Origin of the sequence: Paenarthrobacter sp. YJN-D (assembly GCF_015040335.1) — a bacterium.
Classification (GTDB): domain Bacteria; phylum Actinomycetota; class Actinomycetes; order Actinomycetales; family Micrococcaceae; genus Arthrobacter; species Arthrobacter nicotinovorans.
Genome location: NZ_CP053549.1, coordinates 3,660,467 through 3,681,495, shown reverse-complemented (window position 1 = coordinate 3,681,495; position 21,029 = coordinate 3,660,467). Strand labels below are relative to the sequence as shown.

Genomic DNA, 21,029 nt, shown 5'->3' with positions numbered 1-21,029 from the left:
TGCGGCCCCGCTAGGACGCAACAACCGCCCCGGTGCGCAGATCGAAACGGAACGTCCGCTCCACACGCACGCTCCCGCCGTCGGCCTCCACCGTGAAGGCGAGTTCCAGCGTGCTGTGCTCGAGGTCCGACGCCGTAATGGTGTAGGTCGGCGTGAAGTAGAGGACATGCTCGCCGGGTAACAGGTCCGCGGGCGGGAAACCGCCCGCGTTCTGGTGCGGTCCGCGAAGTACGACGCCGGCAGCCGGCTCAGTGCCTCCGTTGCGGACCCGTCCGGTGAAGGCAAGGATGTCCCCGGCTTTGTAGCCGGGGACTATGGGGCCGTAGTTGAGGTCCTGGGCTTCCCGGGTGCCGAGAACCTGGTCTCCGGCGTAGCCCTGCCCGATTTCCTTCCACGTTTGGACATCCCATTGGCCGTCGCTGTTGGACGGGATCACGTGGAAGTCGCCGGCGTTCTGCCACTCGGCGGGCCGGCCGGGAGTGATGGACCGCAGTTCCATGTCGAAGACCAGGCCCGTGGGCCCAGGCGTAACCCGGGGTGGAGCGGAGAGTTGCCCCGCCAGCTGCTCGGCAGGAATGGACGCGAACACAATCTCCCGGTATCCCTGCCGTTCATAGAGAACCCCGATATTCCCGTTCGGCAGCCGCGCCACGGTGGAGTAGGCCGAGCTTCCCGGGCACAGCAGCAGCTTTGCCGGCCAGGTGGCGCCGTTGTCGGGGGAGAGACTCAGCATGGTGTTCCGACGCAGATGAGGGTCCTGGTTGTTGCTCGCCAGCAGCCAGGATGAAGTCTCCGGCGCCACGAAGGTACCATGCGGCTGACCATCGAAGCGCGTCAGGGACCCGTTGTCGCTGGGATCCGGCAGGTCCGGAACAGGCTGCAGCGGGCTCCACGTTTGGCCGCCGTCCTCGGACACTGCAGCCAAGCGGCAGGGCGTGGCCCGTGAATGCAGGAGCAACCGGCCATCGTCCAAGCACACTACTTTGTTCTCGTTCGGCCCCACGCCTGAGGTGCCCGGACCGATCAGCTCGCCCAACCGCCATGTGTCACCATGATCGTCGCTGAACGCAGACGCCGCCGTGATGGCACCGTCCACCAGCAGCACAAACTGTTGCGCCAACCGGCCCGCAAAAGGTCCGGTGTGGATCTGGATGCCCTGTCCGGCGGCGGCGAACAGGCCAGTGACAGCGCCGCGCTTAAGTTGCGCGGTGAGCCGGCGGTGCTGCCAGGTGTCGCCGTCGTCGTCGGAGAAGCTGACGTCCGCGTGCTGCACGTCGTCATCCGGCTCCAATCCGGCAACTGCTTCAAAGAAACCTGCGTGGGTCCCGGCGGCATGGAACATGAAGATGCGCCCGGTGTCGGAGTCCACCAGCAGGCTTGGATCGCCGAAGCCGTGGAGTCCCGAACCGGTGCGAACCAGCTGCTGTGGCTCCCACGTGACTCCGTTGTCGTAGCTGCGGCGCAGGAGGAGATCGATGGGATTGGGGAGGTCGTCCAGGTTGGGCCTGCCGTCATAGGCGGCTAAAAGAGTGCCCCGGGTGCTGATAGCAAGGGCGGGGATGCGGTATTGCCGGTAGCCGCCCACGCCGCGCACAGCCAGGACGTGCTCTACATCGGGGACGGCTAGGGGAACCGATGAGCGGGAAGGGTCCAAGAGGTAGGAGGTCACACCTCTATGCTAGCTGGACGCCAACACTCCCCGATAGGCACCGTCCTGCAAGAGAGCAATTGCGGAACCTGCGTCCAGCTCCGCCGCGATGACGACATCACCCGCAAAACCGGCGTCGATCAGTTCCCGGCCACTGGAACATCCCCGCAGAGTGCCCGCAAGATGCGGTTCCGCAGCATCGAAGGCGGCAGCAGCAGCGGCCGCTTCCGGGGAAAAATTGTGACGCCCGGCAGCCGCGAGCCCGGCAATGAACGCCCCGGCTCCAAGCTCGTCCTCCAAAGCCGGTCGCAGGCTACCGTTGCCCCATTTCTCACCCGCAGCGATGACGGCAATAACGGCACCATGAGGCAGTGTGGCCTGCGCCCAATCGGCCGTGGCAGCGGCGTTGCGGAGTGAAACGGCCACCACCTGACGGGCTGAACCGGCCAATTCATGGCTGATGGTGGACCCGTTGGGGGAGGGCAGAACGACCCGGTCGAGTACCGGCGCAGCACTGAGGCTCACGGGCGACAAGCTCAGCCCTTCCGAACCCCGCGGCCCCGCCAATGCAGCCCCGTGGCGGGCCGCGAACTCGCTTGCACCCGCGTCCCTCAGCGGATAGGGAAACACCACCGCCCCGCGATCCACCGCGACGCTCACGCACGTGGTGAACGACAGGACGTCAACCACCACCGCAAGGTCAGCTCCGGGCACAACTGCACGGGCACCGTCGAGCCCCCATTCAAACCGGACCGAGTACGGAAGCTGCCGCTGCGGCGCTCCGGGTTCGCTGGGCACGCCGCTCACGCGAGTTCGCCCGCTAGGTTCCGGCGGGCGGCGTCGAGCCAGAGGCCCTTGGCCCGTTCGCTGTGGAACAGCGGGTCCAGGCTTAGCAGATGGCGTACGACGGCGGCGCGACCCTTCGCGAAGTCATCGTCGCTGACGTGGGCGTAGTCTTCGCGGACGGCGGCCAGGTAACGTGCGTAGGCCTGTTCGTCGCCGCCAAGGACAGAGAGGTCGGCGTCGCAGAGGAGGGCGCCGGCATGGTCACCGGGCTCAGGGGAGTGGGTGGAAGTGAGCCTGACGAGCCGGGCCACCTCGGCCACATCGGCAGCGGCGAGGCCAGCAGCCGTGAGCCGGTCCTCGGCCAGGATGGCTGAGTCTTCCTCATCCTGACCAGCAACACCTTCATAAACGGCGTCGTGAAACCAAGCCGCCAAGGAGACGGTCCGTGCAGGCAGGGCGGGTTCTGTCAGAGTGTCCAGGGCTTCAAGAACTGCCAGGAGGTGTGTGCGGCTGTGGTATTTCCTGCCGTCCTCGCCCCACCGCTCCAACAGCTCCAGGCCCAGCTCCTCATGGCCGGGGAAGATACTGTTCCAACGCTCCATCAACGGAACTGTCAAAGCTTTACTCCGTTCCCGCGCGGGAATTCGTAGGCCGCTGGCGATGAGTTTGCGGACCAGGATTCTGGCCTCCACGGGGATTGCGCCGGCGAGCACGAGGTCGTCGTAGCGGCGTTCCGGGACGTCATAGTGGTCCCCGTCGAAGGCCCTCTCCGGAACCCCGGCGGCAGCGGCGAACGCATGGAGCTCATCCAGTGAAGTGTCCGAAACGAGGTGCGAAAACACGGTTCCGTGCGCGGGCCACAGGGGCGGATCGACGTAGATGGCCATGGCCAAAGTGTAGTCCCGGGCGATCCCTCCCAGTTGCCGGACGGGACGCCTGCAAAGAGGCTTCCGGTCACGGCAGCGGGGAAGGAACGCACCCGTGGGACATCATCTGTGGCGCCGACTATCCCAACAACAGCCGGGCACGCTCTGAAGCATCGTGGCGTATCTGCTTAACCGCAGCCACCTCCGTCTCCAGTTCCTTCATGCGCGTGGTCAAGTACTTGTCCAACACCGTGGTGATCTTCGCGTCGAATCCGGTGCTTTCGCGGCAGCCCGCATCGGTGACAGCGATCTTCCGTTCTTTCTGGCCGCCGGCGTCCAATCCCGCAGAGACCGCTTCGCCCGGATGGCTGTAGGGGAAGGCCGTTGTGGACATGCATTCTTTCCAGGAGTCGACGGCGGTCTGGATCCCGGCGTCCTGGCCTGCAGCGTTGGTGGCGACCATCAGCGAGTTGAAAGCCAATGCGGTGGCCCTCATGTAGTTGTCGGCAGTCCCATAGATGGCGGTGATGCCCTCGGCTTTGCAGCCTCCCCACAGCATTCCCGTACCTGCTGAGGACTGGACTATGTTCTGTTCAGACGAACCACTGCCGTTGAGGGCCTGCTGAAAAGCGGTATCGGCCATGAGTTTGCCGAGGTCGGAGTCCGGGGCGGGCTCGCCCGGTCCCTTGGGCTTGGTTGAGGCGTATCCCGAAGCCCGTGCAGTTTCAACGCTGAGCGTATCGAAGCCTACGTGCTGTTTGAGATCCACGGATTGCTGTCCTGCGGAAACCGGTGTGTAGTCGTATCCAGCCTTGGCCATGCACCGACGCACGGCTTCGGCCACCCCGTTTTCGGCCGCGGAATCCGCGGACGCGAACTGCTCGGCTGCCAGAGTCACGCCGGACACCGGATGCTCCGCCGGTTTGGTCAGCATGGAGGAGACTCCTGGCGTGGCGGCGGCAGCCAATGTCGCGGCAGCCCCGGCAGTAAGAATCAGTACCCCAATGGTTTTCTTTTTCATCGTTTCTCCTCTGGACGAATTATGGTCGGTTTTTGGCAATGCGGTGGCCGGCCCTGGTGTTCCAGGGCCTGGTTTGGAGCGTGATGATCTAGCCGATCAGCCTGTTTTGGTACGCGAAGGCAACCAGCTGGATCCGGTTTTTGAGTTTGAGCTTGGACAGGATGTTCCCGATGTGGGATTTCACCGTGGCGTCGCTGAGAACCAGGGACGCGGCGATCTCCCCGTTGGCTAGGCCTTTGGCGGCCAGCATGAAGACATCGTGCTCCCGGGCTGACAGGGGTTCCAGGACTGCCGTGTTGGACTCTGCGGGAGTGGTGTAGTCCCTGAGTAGTTCATTCGTAGCCGAAGGAGCCATGACCGCGTGCCCGGAGTGAACGGTGCGGATGGTGGCGAGCAGGAATTCCGGTGTCGCATCTTTGGTGAGGAAACCGCCGGCGCCGGCTTGGATGGCGCGCACCACGGCTTCGTCGTGCTGGATGGTGGTGAGCACAATGACCTTTGTACGGCCGCTGCTTTCGGTGATGTGGCGCGTGGCGGTGATCCCGTCCATGACCGGCATCCGGATGTCCATCAGCATCACGTCCGGTCCGACGTCCGCCGCGAGGGCAACAGCCTGCTCACCGTCAGTGGCTTCGCCTACCAGGTCCAGGTCAGGCTGGCTGCCAAGGATCATCTTCAAACCAGCGCTGAACAGGGGTTGATCGTCAACCAATGCGACGCGGATCGGGGTGTCGTTCATGGCAGGATTGCCTCCACTTCGAAGAGTTGGCCGTTGGTGACCGTAGTGAGCCGCCCGCCCGCCGCCGTCGCGCGTTCACGCATACCCGGGATGCCGCGGCCGGTTCCCGACGGCGGCAGTTCCGTCCCGCCGTCGGCCAGCCTTGAGCGGATCTTCAGACGCAGGCCGCGGGGTTCGCGGGCAACCGTCACCACTGCGCCGGCCGCGCGGTCCCCATGTTTGAACGCATTCGTCAGGCTTTCCTGGACGATTCTGTAGACGGTGAGGTCCTCTACCGGGGAGAGACCCTCCAACCCGGCCGTGTGCAGCTCGACAGGCATCCCGCTGCTCTCCAGGCGTTCGGCCAGGGCCGGCAATTCCCAGGTTCCGGGCGCGGGGCCCTCCAGTTCCGAGCCGAAACTTTGCACGAGCCGCCGGGTTTCCTGCAGTGCGCTCCTTGCCGAAGACGCAATGACGTTGGCCGCCTCCTCCACCAGTTCCGGCTCAGTCCGGTGGACGTAGCGGATCCCTTCCGCCTGGGCTGTGATGACGGCGAGGGAATGCGCAAGGACGTCATGCAGCTCCCGGGCGATCCTGTTGCGCTCTTGTTCGATCACCAAGGCGCCCGCCGTTGATTCGAGCCGGGACTCCGCCTGTTCCTTCGCCATCCGGTTGGCAACGGCTTGCCGTACCGATGCAGCGGCAGCCCATCCAGCGAGGTTGAGGGCCGAGAATGAGGCGAACACCAGGAAGGCGTACACAGCAATGCGGAAGGGGCTCGCTTCGGTCAGCTGTTTGCCGAAAACAAAGTTGATCCACGCGGTGTCGGCGAACCAGTTCACGGTGACCAGCCCGGCTGCGGTCACGGCCGCAACGGGCAGTGGCCACCGCTGCGGTTCTTTCCAACCGAGAGTGGCGAAAAAGAAGAGCACCGGCAAGCACACATAGGGCGTGGCGCCGGACAGCATCACGCTCGGGAAGATGCCGAACGCCTGGAAGCCCAAGGCAGCGAAGGCGAAGACGATGGCGGGAACGGGGACCAGTTCGGCGGCTGCAACCGCCGCCGCGAGGGCGACCAGGACCGCGCTCGCCGAATCGAAACTGCGTTCCTCCAGGACCATGAGTGCCACGAGCATGCCAAGGCCTGCCAAGGGTGCGGCGGCGGGGCGGAGGGCCTGGATTCTCGGTGACATGCTTCAACCCTAGGGTGAGCGGTCCGGGCTCGGGCCCCGTTTGGCCCTTGGTTCATCCGGGAGGGGGAGCAAGTTCGTCCGAGGTACTGAGAGGCGCGACATGCCGATGGGGGTGCGGCGGCGCGCGCCCCCCGGAGCACGGTCACATTGCGTTTGCGGAGTAGAGCAGCCCACATAAGCGCATCTGCGGAACTACACTGTATCCATGCCGCAAATACGAATTTCCGAGGCCGCCCGCTTCCTCGGTGTCAGTGACGACACCGTGAGGCGTTGGACAGAGAACGGGACGCTCACTCCGCAGAAGGATCCTGCTGGCCGATTGGCGGTTGATGGCCTGGAACTCGCGACTTTGGCGCGCAGCCAGTCCCACCTTCCGGACGACCCCTCCCGTTCCGGAAGTTCAGCGCGGAACCGCTTCGTCGGCCTGGTTACCGGCATCACCGCAGACAAGGTCATGGCCCAGGTGGAGCTCCAGTGTGGCCCGTTCCGGGTGGTGTCGCTCATGAGCAGTGAAGCCGTCCGGGAGCTTGGGCTGGAACTCGGCTCAGTGGCCACCGCCGTGGTCAAGGCCACCACCGTCATCATCGAAACACCCCAGGGAAAGAGCATCATATGAAGACCCTCCGCATGAAGAAGAGCATCCTGGGCATCTCCGTAGCCGTGGGATTGGCTGGGGCCCTCACTGCCTGTGGCACCACGGCCCCCGCTGCGGCCCCATCGAGCACCAACAGCACGTCCCAGTTGAGCGGGACAGTGACCGTCTTCGCGGCGGCCTCGCTGAAGTCCACGTTCACCCAGCTGGCCAAGGATTTCGAAGCCAGGAACCCAGGCACCAAAGTGGAACTGAGCTTCGCGGGCTCCTCCGATCTCGTCACGCAGATAACCCAGGGGGCCCCGGCCGATGTGTTCGCCTCGGCTGACACCAAGAACATGGCCAGGCTCTCCGACGCAAACCTCGTGGACGGCGCTGCCACCAACTTCGCCACGAACGCCCTTGAGATCGCCGTCCCACCCGGCAACCCGGCGTCGATCGCGTCCTTCGCGGATTTGGCCAAAGCGGACGTCAAGGTGGTCACCTGCGCCAGCCAGGTTCCCTGCGGCGCGGCAACGGACACGGTTGAGAAGGCCAGCGGCATAACGTTGAGCCCCGTCAGCGAGGAATCATCGGTGACCGACGTGCTCGGCAAGGTCACCTCGGGCGAGGCCGACGCCGGCTTGGTCTACGTCACGGACGTGAAGGGAGCCGGCGACAAGGTCAAAGGCATTCCTTTCGCTGAATCGGACAAGGCGGTCAACACGTACCCGATCGCCACGGTAGGCTCCAGCAAGAACAAGGCGCTGGCAGCGGCTTTCGTGGCCGCAGTGACCAGCGACAAGGGCAGGAAGGTTCTGGGAGACGCCGGTTTCGGCGCACCGTAAGGAGAGCATGAAGACCACCACCGGCTACCATGGCGTCCCCCGATGGATCTATGCCGTGGCAGCAGCGGGCGGCCTCCTGGTGGTCCTTCCGCTGGCGGCCATGCTGCTGCGCGTCAACTGGCCGCAGTTCGTTCCCCTGATCACCTCGGAGTCTTCCCTGGCCGCGTTGGGCCTGAGCCTGCGGACCTCTGCCGCCAGCACGGTCCTCTGCATCGTGTTGGGCGTGCCGCTGGCGCTGGTGCTGGCACGCGGCGAGTTCCCCGGACAGAAACTCCTGAGGTCCTTCGTCCTGTTGCCGCTGGTGCTGCCGCCGGTGGTGGGGGGCATCGCGTTGCTGTATACCTTTGGCCGTCAGGGCCTTCTGGGGAAGTCGCTGGAGATGGCCGGCGTCCAGATCGCGTTTTCGACCACCGCGGTGGTCCTGGCGCAGACCTTCGTAGCCCTACCCTTCCTGGTGGTCAGTTTGGAGGGTGCCTTGAGGTCGGCAGGAAACCGGTATGAAGCCGTGGCTGCGACCCTCGGGGCGAAACCCACCACCGTCCTTCGCCGCGTCACCCTTCCGCTGGTCCTGCCGGGGCTGGCATCGGGCGCTGTGTTGTCGTTCGCGCGCAGCTTGGGGGAGTTCGGAGCTACCCTGACGTTTGCGGGCAGCCTGGAAGGCGTCACGCGGACCCTGCCGCTGGAAATCTACTTGCAGCGCGAGACCGACGCCGACTCCGCCGTCGCGCTGTCCCTTGTCCTGGTGGCGGTGGCCGTCGCGGTGGTGGGGCTCAGTTACGGCGGCCGTCGGCGCGCGGCTGCGGCGGTCCAGGCATGAGCTTCGAACTGCGGGCCAGCCTCCGTGCCCGGAACTTCGACATGTCGCTCAGCCTCGCTGACGGTGAAACCGTGGCCATCCTCGGTCCCAACGGGGCGGGCAAATCAACGTTGTTGGGCGTGATCGCCGGGCTGTTGCGGCCCGATTCCGGCTCGGCCGGGATTGCCGGGCGGCAATTATTCAACCTCGACGCCGGCACCCACCATTGGGACGCACCCCACCTGCGCGGTACGGCGCTTCTGGCCCAGGAAGCGCTGCTGTTCCCGCACCTGAGCGTGGTGGACAACGTGGCCTTCGGCCCCCGCAGTGCCGGTGCATCCAAAGCTGCTGCCCGGGAAACCGCGCAGCGTTGGCTGGCGGAGGTTGACGCTTCGTCCCTCACCGACAGGAAGCCTGCCCAGCTCTCCGGAGGCCAGGCGCAACGGGTTGCCGTGGCGCGCGCCCTGGCCGCCGAGCCGGAACTACTGCTGCTCGACGAACCCATGGCTGCCCTGGACATCCACGCTGCACCGCTGCTGCGCCGTGTGCTCAAACGCGTGTTGAAGGACCGGAAGGCCATCATCGTCACACACGACGTCCTGGACGCCTACATGCTGGCAGACCGTGTGGTGGTGGTGGAAAACGGCCGGATCGTCGAAGAAGGTCCCACGCGCCAGGTCCTTGAACGGCCCAGGAGCCACTTTGCCGCCGGGCTCGCAGGACTGAACCTCGTCGGCGGTACTCTGGGCCGAGAGGGAATCACGACGCCGGATGGCCGGGTTTTCGCTGGACAGCACGATCCCGGCTGGTCACCCGTTCCCGGCCAGGCAGGCGTGGCGGCGTTCCCGCCGTCGAGCGTTTCTGTCTTCCTGGGTGATGTGCACGGAAGCCCGCGCAACTCATATGCGGTGACCATCACGGACCTTGAGCCGCACGGCGACCAGGTCCGGGTGCGCGCCAGCGCCGGCACCGACGGCGCGTTGTCCGCCGACATCACGCCGGCAGCCTCCGCAGACCTTGGCCTTGCCCCCGGGATGGAGGTGCGGTTCGTGGTGAAGTCCGCGTTGGTGTCGGTCTACCCGGCGTGAGTCTTAGTCCCGGCTTCAACCGACGGAGGCCGCCGGCACTACGCCGACGGCCCCCGCTCCCGTTTAGGGGATGTTGTGCCAGAACAAGCGGATAACATCATGGAAGGCGCTCCACCACGCCCGCCGTCCCAATTACACGCAGCTCATCGGGACTCTTGAACTCTCGTGAAGCTGTAGTGCCGTTGGCGACATCGAGTTCGGCTTTGGAAACTTAGCCTCTCTTGCCGTCGGTCGTTAGGGCTGCGATGAGATCCGGCTCCGTTTCGGGTGATACGGAATCTTTGACGAACCCGTAGGTGTTGCCGTTAGCGTTCCTCGGATACTCGGGAGCCGGCTTGTTCAGGGAAGACGCGATGGAAGAAACTGAGCCACCCGCGGCTACGGCCATGGACGCGCCAGCTCCTAGGCCCAGAACTGCGCCAAAGTCACGGCAATCCCGTAGCTTCGCTTCGGCATGCTTCTAATACTCATGATTTTCCCTACCAATTTCCCTGGAGAACATGAAAATATTGGGGCGCTTATTTTCTGTTGTATTTTCTGGATATCACCCGGGCGCCATAAATACTCCCACCTGTGTGGCGCCGTCGCTGAGGTAAACAGGAATTTCCCGTGGAGGTCTGGGAAGATTTCTGGCTGCTTCTTCGGGAGTTGTCGGTTCGGTCCCCTGCATCTGTGCCGAGTAGGCGTAGCCCTTTGCTCCGTTCGTGGCTACCACTGCGAGCAAGTCCGGGACGCCGCGCCCTGGTACCTCGACGCCGTAGGTCTCGCCCTTCGCGTTTAGTTCCCATTCGGTGGCAACTTGAGAGACATACCTGACACTGATTTGCCACCTGTTTCCAGGCTCAGTCGTAATGGTCACCCCTCGTGCTGATGGATCCAAGGGCACGACATACTTTGACCATGCGCCGGGTGTGCCCAAATCTGCCGATGAACATGTGACGTTGGCTCCATCCGGGAAGTTGAACTTACCGACACTGAGGCAGGTCAATTCCACCTCAACCCCGGTAGCCCCTTCCGGGGCTGGTCCAGGGTCCGCTGTTGCTGTGCCGGTGTAGATGGCGGTCGATGGGGTGCTTAGGGCAGCAGTCGTGGGTACACCGGGCGGGGAGAAGAGCCCTGCAGCCGTTGCACCTGCGCCACCCAGCATCCCCGCGCCAGCCAAAGCCCCGGCGAACAAGAACCAACGTCGCCTCTGGGTCCGCGGTTTTGAACTGCTTCGAACCTGAGCAAGGAGTACCTCACGAAGCGCCCGGTCAAATTGCGGATCAATGTGCTTCATGTCGGATCTCCTTTCAGTGCCGGCGAGTGGACGTGAGGAAGTGGCTGAGGCAGCGCAGCCTTCAGCCGCTTGCGTGCGCGGTACATGCGGACCTTTGCGGCCCCCGGTGAAATTCCTATAGCCTCAGCCGCCACCGCCAGGGGCAGCTCTTCGAACACGACAAGGCTGACGAGCCTCAGGTCCAGTGGCTTTAGGACAGTCAGGGCCTGTGCGACCTTCTCAGTCATCAAATCGTGGTTCGAATAAGCCGGGTCCAGCTCCGCTTCGAACGTGCTGTTGCGGGGAATGGCTTCCAGGAGCCTCCGGTGGCGAACCTTTGACCGCTGTAGATTCCTGGCAATGTTTGTGGTCGTCACCAAAAGCCACGGAAGGATCGAATCGTCAACCAGTCGCACCCTCTCACGACGGCGCCAAAGCTCAAAGAATGCGGCCGCCGTGGCATCCTCGGCATCGTGCGTTCCGACAGTCAGGCGATAAGCATGACGAAACACACGACTGCGGTGACGGTCGTACAAGACACCAAAGGCCTCCGCATCGCCTTTGAGGCTGTCTGCCCACAGGACGCCATCCCCCGGCTGAACGTTCTCCATGCCCTGTATTGTCCGGGAGGCTGCTGATGGTTACACATCGGCAGAAGATTTTTTTGCGAGCCCACCGCACACTTACCTACTCCCGGCTTCAACCGACGGAGACTGTCGGCGCTGCGCCGACGGCCCCCGCTCCCGTTTGGATTCCATGCCGGCACCTCCTCCCGGAGGAACAGGCACGGCCTGCACGTGTCTGTGGGCGCAACAACGTTGCGCCCTACGTGCGCAGGGCAAGCCCAGGACAGATTCTCTGCTACTCCCGGTACATCCGCTCCGCATAGGACGGCCCGTAGTAGGTCTCGAGATCTTCCAGCGGCGTCTCCGGCTGGGTGTACGCCTGGGCGAGCACCGCGATGCTAGGAAGGTCTTCGGATTCCCACGTTTCCGGCTGCCACAGGCCGCTGCGCATGAAGGCCTTGCCGCAGTGCGTGAACACTTCCTCCACCGAAACCACGACGGCGGCACGCGGCCGGTGCCCCTTGACCACCATCTGATCGAAGAAGTCGGCGTCACGCACAATCCGAGCTGTGCCGTTGATTCTCAGGGTGTCCGTCCGGCCGGGCACCACGGAGAGGATGCCGACGTTGGGGTTCTCCAGGATGTTGTGGAAACCGAAAGCGAGCTTGTTGCCCGGGCGCTCGGGGATGGCGATGGTGTGCTCGTCCAGGACGTGGATGAAGCCGGCCGGGTCCCCTTTGGGCGAGGCGTCCACGCGGCCGTTCGCGTCCGTCGTCGAGAGGACGCAGAAGGGGCTGGCAGCCAGCCATTGGCGGTCGAATTCACTGAGCGCGGTGCGGACCTTCTTACGCACGCGCTCAAGGGGCAATCCGATCAGGGCTTCGAGTTCATCAGCGGTGGAAATGGTGTCCATGCCCCCAGCCTAACCGGGCAGCTATGGACACTGGTTTCGCCGTGGGCAAACATGGAAGCAATGACCACGAAATCAAACTTGAGCGTAGTAGACTCAACTTTGAAAGTATTGGTCACACTCCAGAAAGGGAGCACTCTTTGGACGTCAAATTCACTACCAAAAGCCAGGAGGCCCTTTCTGCGGCCGCCATGAACGCCTCAACGGCCGGGAACCCCCAGCTGGAGCCGGCGCACCTGCTCAAAGCCCTCATGGACCAGCGGGAGGGTGTTGCCGTGGCTCTTCTGCGTGCCACGGGGGCTGATCCTGATGCGGTGAGCGTGCAGGCGAGCTCGGCCATCAAGGCACTGCCGTCGTCGTCGGGCACCTCGGTGCAGCAGGCACAGCTGTCCCGCCAGTCCATGCAGGCCATCCAAGCGGCACAGAACGAGGCCGACAAACTTGGCGATTCCTTCGTCTCGACCGAGCACCTGCTGCTGGGGCTCTCCGCCGGAAGTGACGCCGTCGGGAAGTTAATGCGCGACGCCGGTGCCTCCCATGAGGCGCTGCTCGCCGCCCTGCCCGGTGTCCGGGGTGACCGGAAGGTCGACTCCCCGGATCCCGAAAACACCTTCCAGGCTCTGGAGAAGTTCGGCACGGACCTGACCGCCGTGGCCCGTTCGGGCAAGCTGGACCCCGTCATCGGGCGCGACAGCGAGATCCGGCGCGTGGTTCAGGTGCTGAGCCGCCGTACCAAGAACAACCCGGTGCTGATCGGTGAGCCCGGCGTCGGCAAGACCGCCGTCGTCGAGGGCCTCGCCCAGCGCATGGTGGCCGGCGACGTCCCTGAGAGCCTGCGCGGCAAGACCCTCATCGCCCTGGACCTCGCCTCCATGGTGGCCGGTGCCAAGTATCGCGGCGAATTCGAGGAACGGCTCAAGGCTGTGCTCGAGGAGATCAAGAACAGCAACGGGCAGATCGTCACGTTCATCGACGAAATCCACACGGTAGTGGGCGCCGGAGCCACCGGCGAGAGCGCCATGGATGCCGGCAACATGCTCAAGCCCATGCTGGCCCGCGGCGAACTGCGGCTCATCGGTGCCACCACCCTTGACGAGTACCGCGAGAACATCGAGAAGGACCCGGCCTTGGAACGCCGCTTCCAGCAGGTTTACGTTGGCGAGCCCAGCGTCGAGGACACCATCGGCATTCTCCGCGGCCTGAAGGAACGCTACGAGGCACACCACAAGGTCGCCATCGCAGACTCAGCCCTGGTTGCTGCGGCCACGCTGTCCAACCGCTACATTTCGGGTCGGCAGCTGCCTGACAAAGCCATCGACCTCGTGGACGAGGCTGCGTCCCGGCTCCGCATGGAGATCGATTCCGCCCCGGAAGAGATCGACCAGCTCCGCCGCGCCGTCGACCGTTTGACCATGGAGGAACTGGCGCTCCAGAACGAGACCGACCCCGCCTCCGTCGAGCGGCTCGCCGCAATCCGCGCCGACATGGCGGACAAGAAGGAAGAACTCAACGCGCTCAACGCCCGTTGGGAGGCTGAGAAGGCCGGGCTGAACCGCGTGGGTGACCTGAAGGCCAAGATCGACGAGCTGCGTTCGGCCGCCGACAAGCACCAACGCGAAGGCGACCTCGAATCGGCGTCGCGGATCCTGTACGGCGAACTGCCCGCACTGGAACGTGAGTTGAGCGCCGCAGCCGAGGAAGAGTCTGCCCGCGGCGGTTCGAAGCCTGAGCTGATGGTGGCAGAAGATGTCACCGCCGACGACATTGCCGAGGTCATTTCGGCCTGGACAGGTATCCCCGCCGGCCGCATGCTCCAAGGCGAGTCCCAGAAGCTGCTCCACATGGAAGAAGAGCTGGGCAAGCGGCTCATCGGACAGAGCAAGGCAGTGCAGGCCGTTTCCGATGCTGTGCGGCGTGCCCGTGCCGGCATCAGCGACCCCAACCGCCCCACCGGTTCGTTCCTGTTCCTGGGTCCCACCGGCGTCGGTAAGACGGAGCTGGCCAAAGCCTTGGCCGACTTCCTCTTCGACGACGAACGCGCCATGATCCGGATCGACATGTCCGAGTACAGCGAGAAGCACGCCGTGGCCCGCCTGGTCGGCGCCCCTCCGGGATACGTTGGCTACGAAGAAGGCGGCCAGCTCACCGAGGCCGTACGTCGCCGCCCGTATTCCGTGGTTCTGCTGGACGAAGTCGAAAAGGCCCACCCCGAGGTCTTCGACATCCTCCTGCAGGTTCTCGACGACGGTCGCCTCACCGATGGCCAGGGCCGCACCGTGGACTTCCGCAACACCATCCTGGTGCTGACGTCCAACTCGGGAAGCCAGTTCCTGGTGGACCCGTCGCTGGACGCCAAAGCCAAGCGCGACGCCGTCATGGCCGTGGTCCAGGCATCCTTCAAGCCGGAGTTCCTGAACCGCCTGGACGAGATCGTGCTGTTCGATCCGCTGTCCGTCGAGGAACTTGCCCGGATTGTGGAGCTGCATGTCGCCGAGCTGAGCAACCGGCTCCGTGATCGCCGCCTCAGCCTCGAGGTGACCGACGGCGCCCGCGCCTGGCTCGCGATGTCCGGCTACGATCCTGCGTACGGCGCCCGGCCGCTGCGCCGCCTGGTCCAGCGCGAGATCGGTGACCGCCTGGCCAAGGAAATCCTGGCAGGGGAGATCAGCGACGGCGACACCGTGCTGGTCGATACCGCCGCTGATGTGGACGAACTCACCATCGAGGGTTTTGAGGCACTCTCAAACCCCGACGGCGGTGCCCCCGCAGGCACGGGCCTCACCGTCCGCAGGAAGTAGCTCCGTCCGGCGCTACTTGTCGAGGAGGTTTTCCTTGATGGTGTTGCCGGAGTCCACCACGATGAAGCAATCAACGCGGCGGTCGCCCCTATCCCAGCTGGTGCTGCTGGGGTACACGTTCTGCTGGAGCAGGATGTAGTTGGCGGCCGCTTTGTTGAGCTTCACCGTTTTACATACTTCCCTGCCCTTGTCCCGCAAAGCAGTGGCGCCGGGGAAGGACTCGTCGGCTCCGTAGCTGAAGACTGCGCCGAGCTGGGCTGAGTGTTCTGTTCCGCACTCCACGGCCCTGGCTTCAGTGGCTTTGGGGTCGAAGCTGGCGAAGCAGTCGCCTACCTGGAAATCCTTGGCGTTCGTGTCGCGGGGAAGGGGTCCGGGGGTGGACGTCGCGCTGGGGCTTGCCACGGAGGCTTCGGGGCGGGTGCCGAGAAGGTTAAGCAGGACCCAGATCACCACCCCGATCAGGACCAGGACACCGAGCACGATTCCACCAATGACAAGGCGCTGACGCTTGATCGGATCGCCGTGCTGCTCGGGCTGCCACTCCTGGCCCATGCCCGGCTCGTGGCCTGGGTAGGGCTGGGTTTGGTAGGGCTGTCCCGCCGTGGGCTGCTGGGGCGGATATGGCTGCTGCCACGGGTAGTGCGGGTCCGTGCCGGTGGGCGCTTCAGCAGCCGCTGAAACGTCGCTGTGAGCAGGGTCGGGGGCGTCGCCGTCGGTGGCTGCGGTAGCCTCGCCGCTTTCCGGTGGCAGCGCGGGGTCCGGCTGCTCGCTCGGATTCGGTACGAAGTCAGGATCAAGCTCGGGTGCGGGATCCGGCTGGAGGCCTGATGGTGTCGTCAGTGGGGCCGAGTGCGGCTGCTCACCGGAAGCCGGGGGAGGTGTTTCGGGCGTGGGGGATGACCCCTCTTGGCCTTGATCGTGTGGCGAACCATCACGCGGTGAGGTGTTGTCCTGGCTCATATTCCGGGGTGTGCCTTTCCTGCTGTGGAGCCGCATTGAGGCCGACTCTACCCAATTTTCGGCGGGCTTGGAGGTCTCTGCCGTTGGTTTTGGCGGTGTTGGCCCCGGACTCGGGGTTGGAGTGGCGCACAGGCACCCCTGAAAGCATGTAATCTAGACATACGACAAATTGACCAAACATTCCGGGGCCTCACCGATAGCCAAGGTGACCACCTCCGGTCCAAGTACAAAAGGGGGTCACGCCATGGGGCGCGGCCGTCAAAAGGCAAAAGCTACCAAGCAGGCTCGGGACATCAAGTACTACTCCCCGAACACTGACTATTCGGCACTTGAGCGGGAGCTCACGGGTCCGTCCAGTCGTGTCAAGAGCCACTTCCCCGACGATCCCCCGGAGCCGGACTATTCGGCCTACGAGGACAAGTACGCGGAAGATGATGACGACGAGGTAGACACCCGCCGTATCGTATAGCTGTCGCAACCAACAGGTGCCGCTGGCACTGAGTTGCGTACCGCCGTCGTACATAAGGTCATCGCGCATCCCCGGATGCCGTACATCTTTTGAAAAGGCCCTCAGGGCACGCCGCTCATTGGCGTACCCTGGGGGTCTTTTTCTGCGTAGGCTGGAGTTTCCAGCGCAGCATGCGTTGGGTCAACTATCCCGCAGCTGAGTCGGCCAATGAGCCGCGCACAGATGGAAGCAGGAGTACACAGGCACCATGACCACCCGTAACCATTACGCCAGCGGTGAACCGTGTTGGGCGGACCTGCAGACAAGGGACGTCGCGGCGGCCAAGGATTTCTACCAGCGCGTTTTCGGCTGGACATACAAGGACCTGCCCACCCCCGATGGACGCAGCTACTCCGAGGCCTTCGTGAAGGACCAGCTGGTAGCGGTGATCGCTCCGCAGAACTCCATGCAGGAAGCAGCCGGAACCCACGGCCAATGGAACATCTACCTCGCTGCCACGGACACTGAGGAAGTGGCCGAGGATGCTGCCCATGCCGGCGGGAAGCTCCAGTTCGGGCCGGAGGCTGTCGCCGATACCGGGGTACTGGCGTTCATCGAGGCCGCGGGTGGCGGAACCACCGGTATTTGGCAGGCCGGAACGCACCTCGGCAGCCACCTCTACAACGAACCCGGAGCGCTGGCCTGGGCTGAACTCCTGACGCCCGAGCCCCAGGCCGCCGTCGGATTCCTCCAGCAGCTGTTCGGATACGAGGTCACCGAATACCCCCAGGACGACGGCGGCAGCTACAGCACGCTGATGGTGAACGGTGAGGAAGTGGCTGGCGTGGTCCCTGCCGGAGAGGGCGAGGAAGCCGGATGGCAGGTGTACTTCGGAGTGGACGATGTCCGCAAAGCCGCCGATGCAGCTGTTGCCGCCGGGGGAGAGCTGCTGGTTGAACCCGATGCCCGGCCGGAGGCGGGGTCGCTCGCTACCATCCAGGATCCGCAGGGCGGTGTGCTGAGCCTGATCCAGGTGTGAAGCACAGCGGGCCGTGGCCATTGATGACGCGCATATTCACTGAGGCCGCGGACATGGACTGACGCTGCCCGGATGTGGGTGTCGGCCGTCCGGATCCTTGGCACCAACGAATATGGGTGTCGCCAGTGACAGCCCACAGGCAATAAAAAGAGCGGCCAGGCAGTTGAGACTGCCGGGCCGCTCCTTTTATAAGGCGATATGCCGCTTAGGCGTAGGCGTTCACCAAACGGACAGCGCCGCCGTCGACGCCCTTGGCACCCTGGACGTAGTCCGGGCCGGTCTTGTCGATCGAGTCGCTGTCAGCCGAAACTGTGCCCATGATCCAGGACGGCAGGCCGCGGTCGTTCAGGCGGGCTACGGCGGCGTCCGCTGCTTCGGCGGAAACGATGGCCACCATGCCCACACCGAGGTTCAGCGTGCGCTCAAGGTCGGCCAGCGGGACGTTGCCGAGCTCGGAGACTAGCTTGAAGATGGCCGGGAGTTCCCAGGTGTTGCGGTCCACCGTGGCGACGAGGCCCTGCGGGAGGACGCGTGCCAGGTTGGCAGCGAGGCCACCACCGGTGACGTGGCTGAAGCCGTGAACGGCGTTGGCCGAGTGCACCGGGAAGGCGCGGGCCAGGTCCAGGCAGTCAGCTGCGTAGACGCGGGTGGGCTCCAGGAGCTCTTCGCCCAGCGTGCGGCCGAGCTCGGAAACCTGGCGGTCCAGTGCCCAACCTGCGTGGTTGATGACGCGGCGGACCAGGGAGTAGCCGTTGGAGTGCAGGCCCGAGGAAGCCATGCCGATCACGACATCGCCGGCACGGACGCGGTCCGGGCCGAGCAGCGCGTCAGCCTCGACGATGCCCGTTGCGGCACCTGCGACGTCGTACTCGTGCTCACCCAGCAGGCCCGGGTGCTCAGCGGTTTCGCCACCCACCAGGGCGGTGCCGGCAACAGAGCAAGCAGCTGCGATACCGCGGACGATGTCCGCGATGCGCTCGGGAACAACCTTGCCGCAGGCGATGTAGTCCGTCATGTAGAGCGGCTCTGCACCGACAACGACGATGTCGTCCACGACCATGCCCACGAGGTCGAAACCGATGGTGTCGTGGATGTCCATGGCCTGCGCGATGGCAACCTTGGTGCCGACACCGTCCGTGGACGTGGCCAGCAGCGGCTTCTTGAAGGTGAGCAGCTTGGAGACGTCGTACAGGCCGGCAAAACCGCCGACGCCGCCAATCACCGACGAGTTGTGGGTCGCCTTGACAGCGTCCTTCATGAGTTCGACGGCGCGGTCTCCCGCTTCGACGTCGACACCGGCCGAAGCGTAGGTGATGCCGGCGTTGTTCTCAGCGGCGGGGGTTGCGGAGGTCATACAGACTCTTTCTTGTCGGCGTCGGTCAAACGATCAGCGTCGGTCAGCAAATTCTCGAATTCGGCGTCAGGCCCGGGATCGCAGCCTGTGGCGCCCGGCTTCTCGGCCGGGTCCTCGGAAGCGTCCACCGAATCGGCCTCGGCAGCCGGTTCCAGTCCGCCAAGATCGGTCCGTTCCAGCAGGTTCTTGCCGAGCTTGTCCGCGTGCGGCAGCTCGATCGGGTACTTGCCGGTGAAGCATGCCGTGCAGAGGCGTTCGCGCGGCTGCTGGGTGGCGCCGATCATGCCGTCTTCGGAGATGTAGGCCAGCGAGTCAGCGCCGATGGCCTGGGAGATCTCCTCGATGGTGGCGCCGTTGGCGATGAGCTCCGCGCGGGAGGCGAAGTCGATGCCGTAGAAGCAGGGCCACTGGACCGGGGGAGAAGAAATCTTGACGTGTACCTCAGCGGCGCCGGCTTCGCGGAGCATGCGTACGATGGCGCGCTGGGTGTTGCCGCGGACGATCGAGTCATCCACCACCACAATGCGCTTGCCACGGATCACGGATTCCAAAGCGTTGAGCTTAAGCCGGATACCGAGCTGGCGCAGGGTCTGCGAAGGCTGGATGAACGTACGGCCCACGTAGGCGTTCTTGACGAAGCCGTGCGCGAACGGGATCCCGGACTGCTCGGCATAGCCAACAGCGGCGGGGGTACCGGACTCGGGAACCGGGATCACGAGGTCTGCCTCGTGCGTGTTTTCGCGGGCCAGCTGGCGACCCATTTCAACGCGGGCCTCGTACACGGAGCGGCCGGCAATGGCAGCATCCGGGCGGGCGAGGTAGACGTACTCGAAGACACAGCCGGCAGGAGTTGCCTCGGCGAAACGCTGGGAGCGGACGCCGTCCTCGTCGATCGCGATGAATTCGCCGGGCTCAATCTCGCGGATAAAGCTTGCACCAACGGTCGCCAGACCGGCCTGCTCGGAAGCGACAACCCAGCCGCGTTCCAGGCGACCCAGGCACAGCGGGCGGATGCCGTAGGTATCGCGGGCTGCGTAGAGGGTTCCTTCATCCATGAAGACGAAGCAGAAGCCACCCTTGATCTTGGGCAGCAGCTCCAGTGCGGTCTGCTCCAGGGTCTTGCCCTCTTCGCCCTCAAGGAGAGCGGTCACCAGTGCGGTGTCGGAGGTGTTGCCCTGCTTCATTTCACCGGTCAGCTGGCCGTCGTTGCGCTCAAGGATCATTTCCCGGAGCTCAGCGGTGTTGGTCAGGTTGCCGTTGTGGGCCAGGGCAACCGTACCGGTTGCTGTCGCACCGAGGGTCGGCTGCGCGTTGGCCCAGTGGCTTGCACCGGTGGTGGAGTACCGGCAGTGGCCTACGGCCAGGTGCCCGGTGAGGGTGTTGAGGGTCGTCTCGTCGAAGACCTGGGACACAAGGCCCATGTCTTTGTAGACGTTGATGCGCTTGCCGTCACTGGTAGCAATACCAGCCGATTCTTGTCCGCGGTGCTGCAGCGCATACAGCCCGTAATAGGTGAGTTTTGCTACTTCTTCACCGGGAGCCCAAACCCCGAAGACGCCACAAGCGTCCTGGGGGCCTTTTTCGCCGGGGAGAAGATCATGAGAAAGTTTTCCGTCGCCACGTGCCACTGGTCGATTGTCTCATGTTGTGGCCGTGGTACGTTCCCCCGATTCCTATATGACCCCGCGAAGGGGCAAAGATCAGGCGTGTCCGGCCGAAAATGCGGTGTGTCTCACAGTGGCTCCCCTCAAAAGAGGCGGGCCGGGCGCCCGACCTAGCGGACGTCGTCGTTCTCGGGTCCTTCGTCCGGAACCGAATCCGGGACGGCTTCGACGACGGCCCGCTCGGAGCGCTTGACGCTGACGCGGTCCAGGATCAGGGCCAGGACCGAGAAGAGGATGACGCCGCCGCCGGCGCAGACGATCAGGAAGAAGCCAAAGACCGTGCCGGCATCGAAGGCGGGGTCGGCCGGGCGGCCGTAGGCGATGATTGCGGCCACGATCGCGCCCACCACCGCGCCCAAAATCATGAAGGGAACGAACTTGGGTGCCCGGCGAACGGTGATTTCGCGGCGGGCGGTGTTGGGGGTGGTGTCCTCTGAAGCCATGTCTTCAAGCGTACCGTTCCTCGCCGATGCGACAGTTAATGCCAATGTTCGCGG

General features: G+C 64.5%; 19 protein-coding genes. 7 read left to right on the top strand and 12 right to left on the bottom strand.

Annotated elements, in window-relative coordinates:
• Window positions 1-10: 10 nt before the first annotated feature.
• From HMI60_RS17020 to HMI60_RS16995, 6 genes are all read right to left on the bottom strand, one after another.
• A complete protein-coding gene (locus HMI60_RS17020) occupies window positions 11-1,669 on the bottom strand; it encodes an exo-alpha-sialidase (protein WP_193590061.1) in 1,659 nt (552 codons plus the stop codon).
• Window positions 1,670-1,678: 9 nt separating this feature from the next.
• Window positions 1,679-2,455 carry a 2-phosphosulfolactate phosphatase gene (locus HMI60_RS17015; RefSeq protein ID WP_193590060.1) on the bottom strand — a complete coding sequence of 259 codons (777 nt, stop codon included), beginning with the start codon at window positions 2,453-2,455 and terminating at the stop codon, window positions 1,679-1,681.
• Window positions 2,452-3,321 (bottom strand): DUF4031 domain-containing protein, encoded by an 870-nt coding sequence (locus HMI60_RS17010; RefSeq protein ID WP_193590059.1) that lies wholly within the window; start codon window positions 3,319-3,321, stop codon window positions 2,452-2,454. Before HMI60_RS17010 ends, HMI60_RS17015 begins: the two co-directional genes overlap by 4 nt.
• A gap of 118 nt (window positions 3,322-3,439) precedes the next feature.
• The gene (locus HMI60_RS17005) at window positions 3,440-4,321 is read right to left on the bottom strand and encodes a hypothetical protein (RefSeq protein WP_193590058.1); all 882 of its coding nucleotides are present in this window, start codon (window positions 4,319-4,321) and stop codon (window positions 3,440-3,442) included.
• 88 nt (window positions 4,322-4,409) lie between these two features.
• Window positions 4,410-5,060 (bottom strand): response regulator transcription factor, encoded by a 651-nt coding sequence (locus HMI60_RS17000; protein WP_039243000.1) that lies wholly within the window; start codon window positions 5,058-5,060, stop codon window positions 4,410-4,412.
• Window positions 5,057-6,232, bottom strand: a complete 1,176-nt coding sequence (locus HMI60_RS16995; protein ID WP_193590057.1) for a sensor histidine kinase — start codon at window positions 6,230-6,232, stop codon at window positions 5,057-5,059. The genes HMI60_RS17000 and HMI60_RS16995 overlap by 4 nt, the downstream gene beginning before the upstream one ends.
• A gap of 205 nt (window positions 6,233-6,437) precedes the next feature.
• Here HMI60_RS16995 and HMI60_RS16990 point away from each other — a divergent pair, with 205 nt between their 5' ends.
• The 4 genes from HMI60_RS16990 to HMI60_RS16975 are packed head-to-tail and all read left to right on the top strand — an operon-like array spanning window position 6,438 to window position 9,535.
• On the top strand, window positions 6,438-6,848 hold the full coding sequence (locus tag HMI60_RS16990; protein ID WP_018778319.1) for a molybdopterin-binding protein: 411 nt from the start codon (window positions 6,438-6,440) through the stop codon (window positions 6,846-6,848).
• Window positions 6,845-7,651: a molybdate ABC transporter substrate-binding protein gene (modA, locus tag HMI60_RS16985; RefSeq protein WP_193590056.1), complete on the top strand. Its 807-nt coding sequence runs from the start codon at window positions 6,845-6,847 to the stop codon at window positions 7,649-7,651. Before HMI60_RS16990 ends, modA begins: the two co-directional genes overlap by 4 nt.
• A gap of 7 nt (window positions 7,652-7,658) precedes the next feature.
• Window positions 7,659-8,468 carry an ABC transporter permease gene (locus tag HMI60_RS16980; RefSeq protein ID WP_018778321.1) on the top strand — a complete coding sequence of 270 codons (810 nt, stop codon included), beginning with the start codon at window positions 7,659-7,661 and terminating at the stop codon, window positions 8,466-8,468.
• Complete coding sequence (locus HMI60_RS16975; protein WP_193590055.1) at window positions 8,465-9,535, top strand: sulfate/molybdate ABC transporter ATP-binding protein; 1,071 nt, start codon at window positions 8,465-8,467, stop codon at window positions 9,533-9,535. Before HMI60_RS16980 ends, HMI60_RS16975 begins: the two co-directional genes overlap by 4 nt.
• Before the next feature lie 1,275 nt (window positions 9,536-10,810).
• Here HMI60_RS16975 and HMI60_RS16970 read toward each other — a convergent pair.
• Both HMI60_RS16970 and HMI60_RS16965 read right to left on the bottom strand, forming a co-directional pair.
• Window positions 10,811-11,404 (bottom strand): RNA polymerase sigma factor, encoded by a 594-nt coding sequence (locus HMI60_RS16970; protein ID WP_193590054.1) that lies wholly within the window; start codon window positions 11,402-11,404, stop codon window positions 10,811-10,813.
• A 250-nt stretch (window positions 11,405-11,654) separates the two neighbouring features.
• Complete coding sequence (locus tag HMI60_RS16965; protein ID WP_055972618.1) at window positions 11,655-12,272, bottom strand: pyridoxamine 5'-phosphate oxidase family protein; 618 nt, start codon at window positions 12,270-12,272, stop codon at window positions 11,655-11,657.
• A 137-nt stretch (window positions 12,273-12,409) separates the two neighbouring features.
• Between HMI60_RS16965 and clpB the strand changes: the two genes are divergently transcribed.
• Window positions 12,410-15,067 (top strand): ATP-dependent chaperone ClpB, encoded by a 2,658-nt coding sequence (gene clpB / locus HMI60_RS16960; protein ID WP_193590053.1) that lies wholly within the window; start codon window positions 12,410-12,412, stop codon window positions 15,065-15,067.
• A gap of 12 nt (window positions 15,068-15,079) precedes the next feature.
• Here clpB and HMI60_RS16955 read toward each other — a convergent pair whose 3' ends face one another.
• On the bottom strand, window positions 15,080-16,027 hold the full coding sequence (locus tag HMI60_RS16955) for a septum formation family protein (RefSeq protein WP_227453575.1): 948 nt from the start codon (window positions 16,025-16,027) through the stop codon (window positions 15,080-15,082).
• Between the two features lie 244 nt (window positions 16,028-16,271).
• Between HMI60_RS16955 and HMI60_RS16950 the strand changes: the two genes are divergently transcribed.
• Complete coding sequence (locus HMI60_RS16950; protein ID WP_018778327.1) at window positions 16,272-16,496, top strand: DUF3073 domain-containing protein; 225 nt, start codon at window positions 16,272-16,274, stop codon at window positions 16,494-16,496.
• 247 nt (window positions 16,497-16,743) lie between these two features.
• On the top strand, window positions 16,744-17,514 hold the full coding sequence (locus HMI60_RS16945) for a VOC family protein (protein ID WP_193590052.1): 771 nt from the start codon (window positions 16,744-16,746) through the stop codon (window positions 17,512-17,514).
• 205 nt (window positions 17,515-17,719) lie between these two features.
• On the opposite strand, the gene purM is transcribed toward HMI60_RS16945, so the two are convergent.
• From purM to HMI60_RS16930, 3 genes are all read right to left on the bottom strand, one after another.
• A complete protein-coding gene (gene purM / locus HMI60_RS16940) occupies window positions 17,720-18,868 on the bottom strand; it encodes a phosphoribosylformylglycinamidine cyclo-ligase (RefSeq protein ID WP_193590051.1) in 1,149 nt (382 codons plus the stop codon).
• Window positions 18,865-20,496 (bottom strand): amidophosphoribosyltransferase, encoded by a 1,632-nt coding sequence (gene purF, locus HMI60_RS16935; protein ID WP_055972604.1) that lies wholly within the window; start codon window positions 20,494-20,496, stop codon window positions 18,865-18,867. Before purF ends, purM begins: the two co-directional genes overlap by 4 nt.
• Before the next feature lie 146 nt (window positions 20,497-20,642).
• Entirely contained in the window at window positions 20,643-20,975 is a 333-nt protein-coding gene (locus HMI60_RS16930; protein WP_039242993.1) for a hypothetical protein, read from the bottom strand.
• Window positions 20,976-21,029 lie beyond the last annotated feature (54 nt).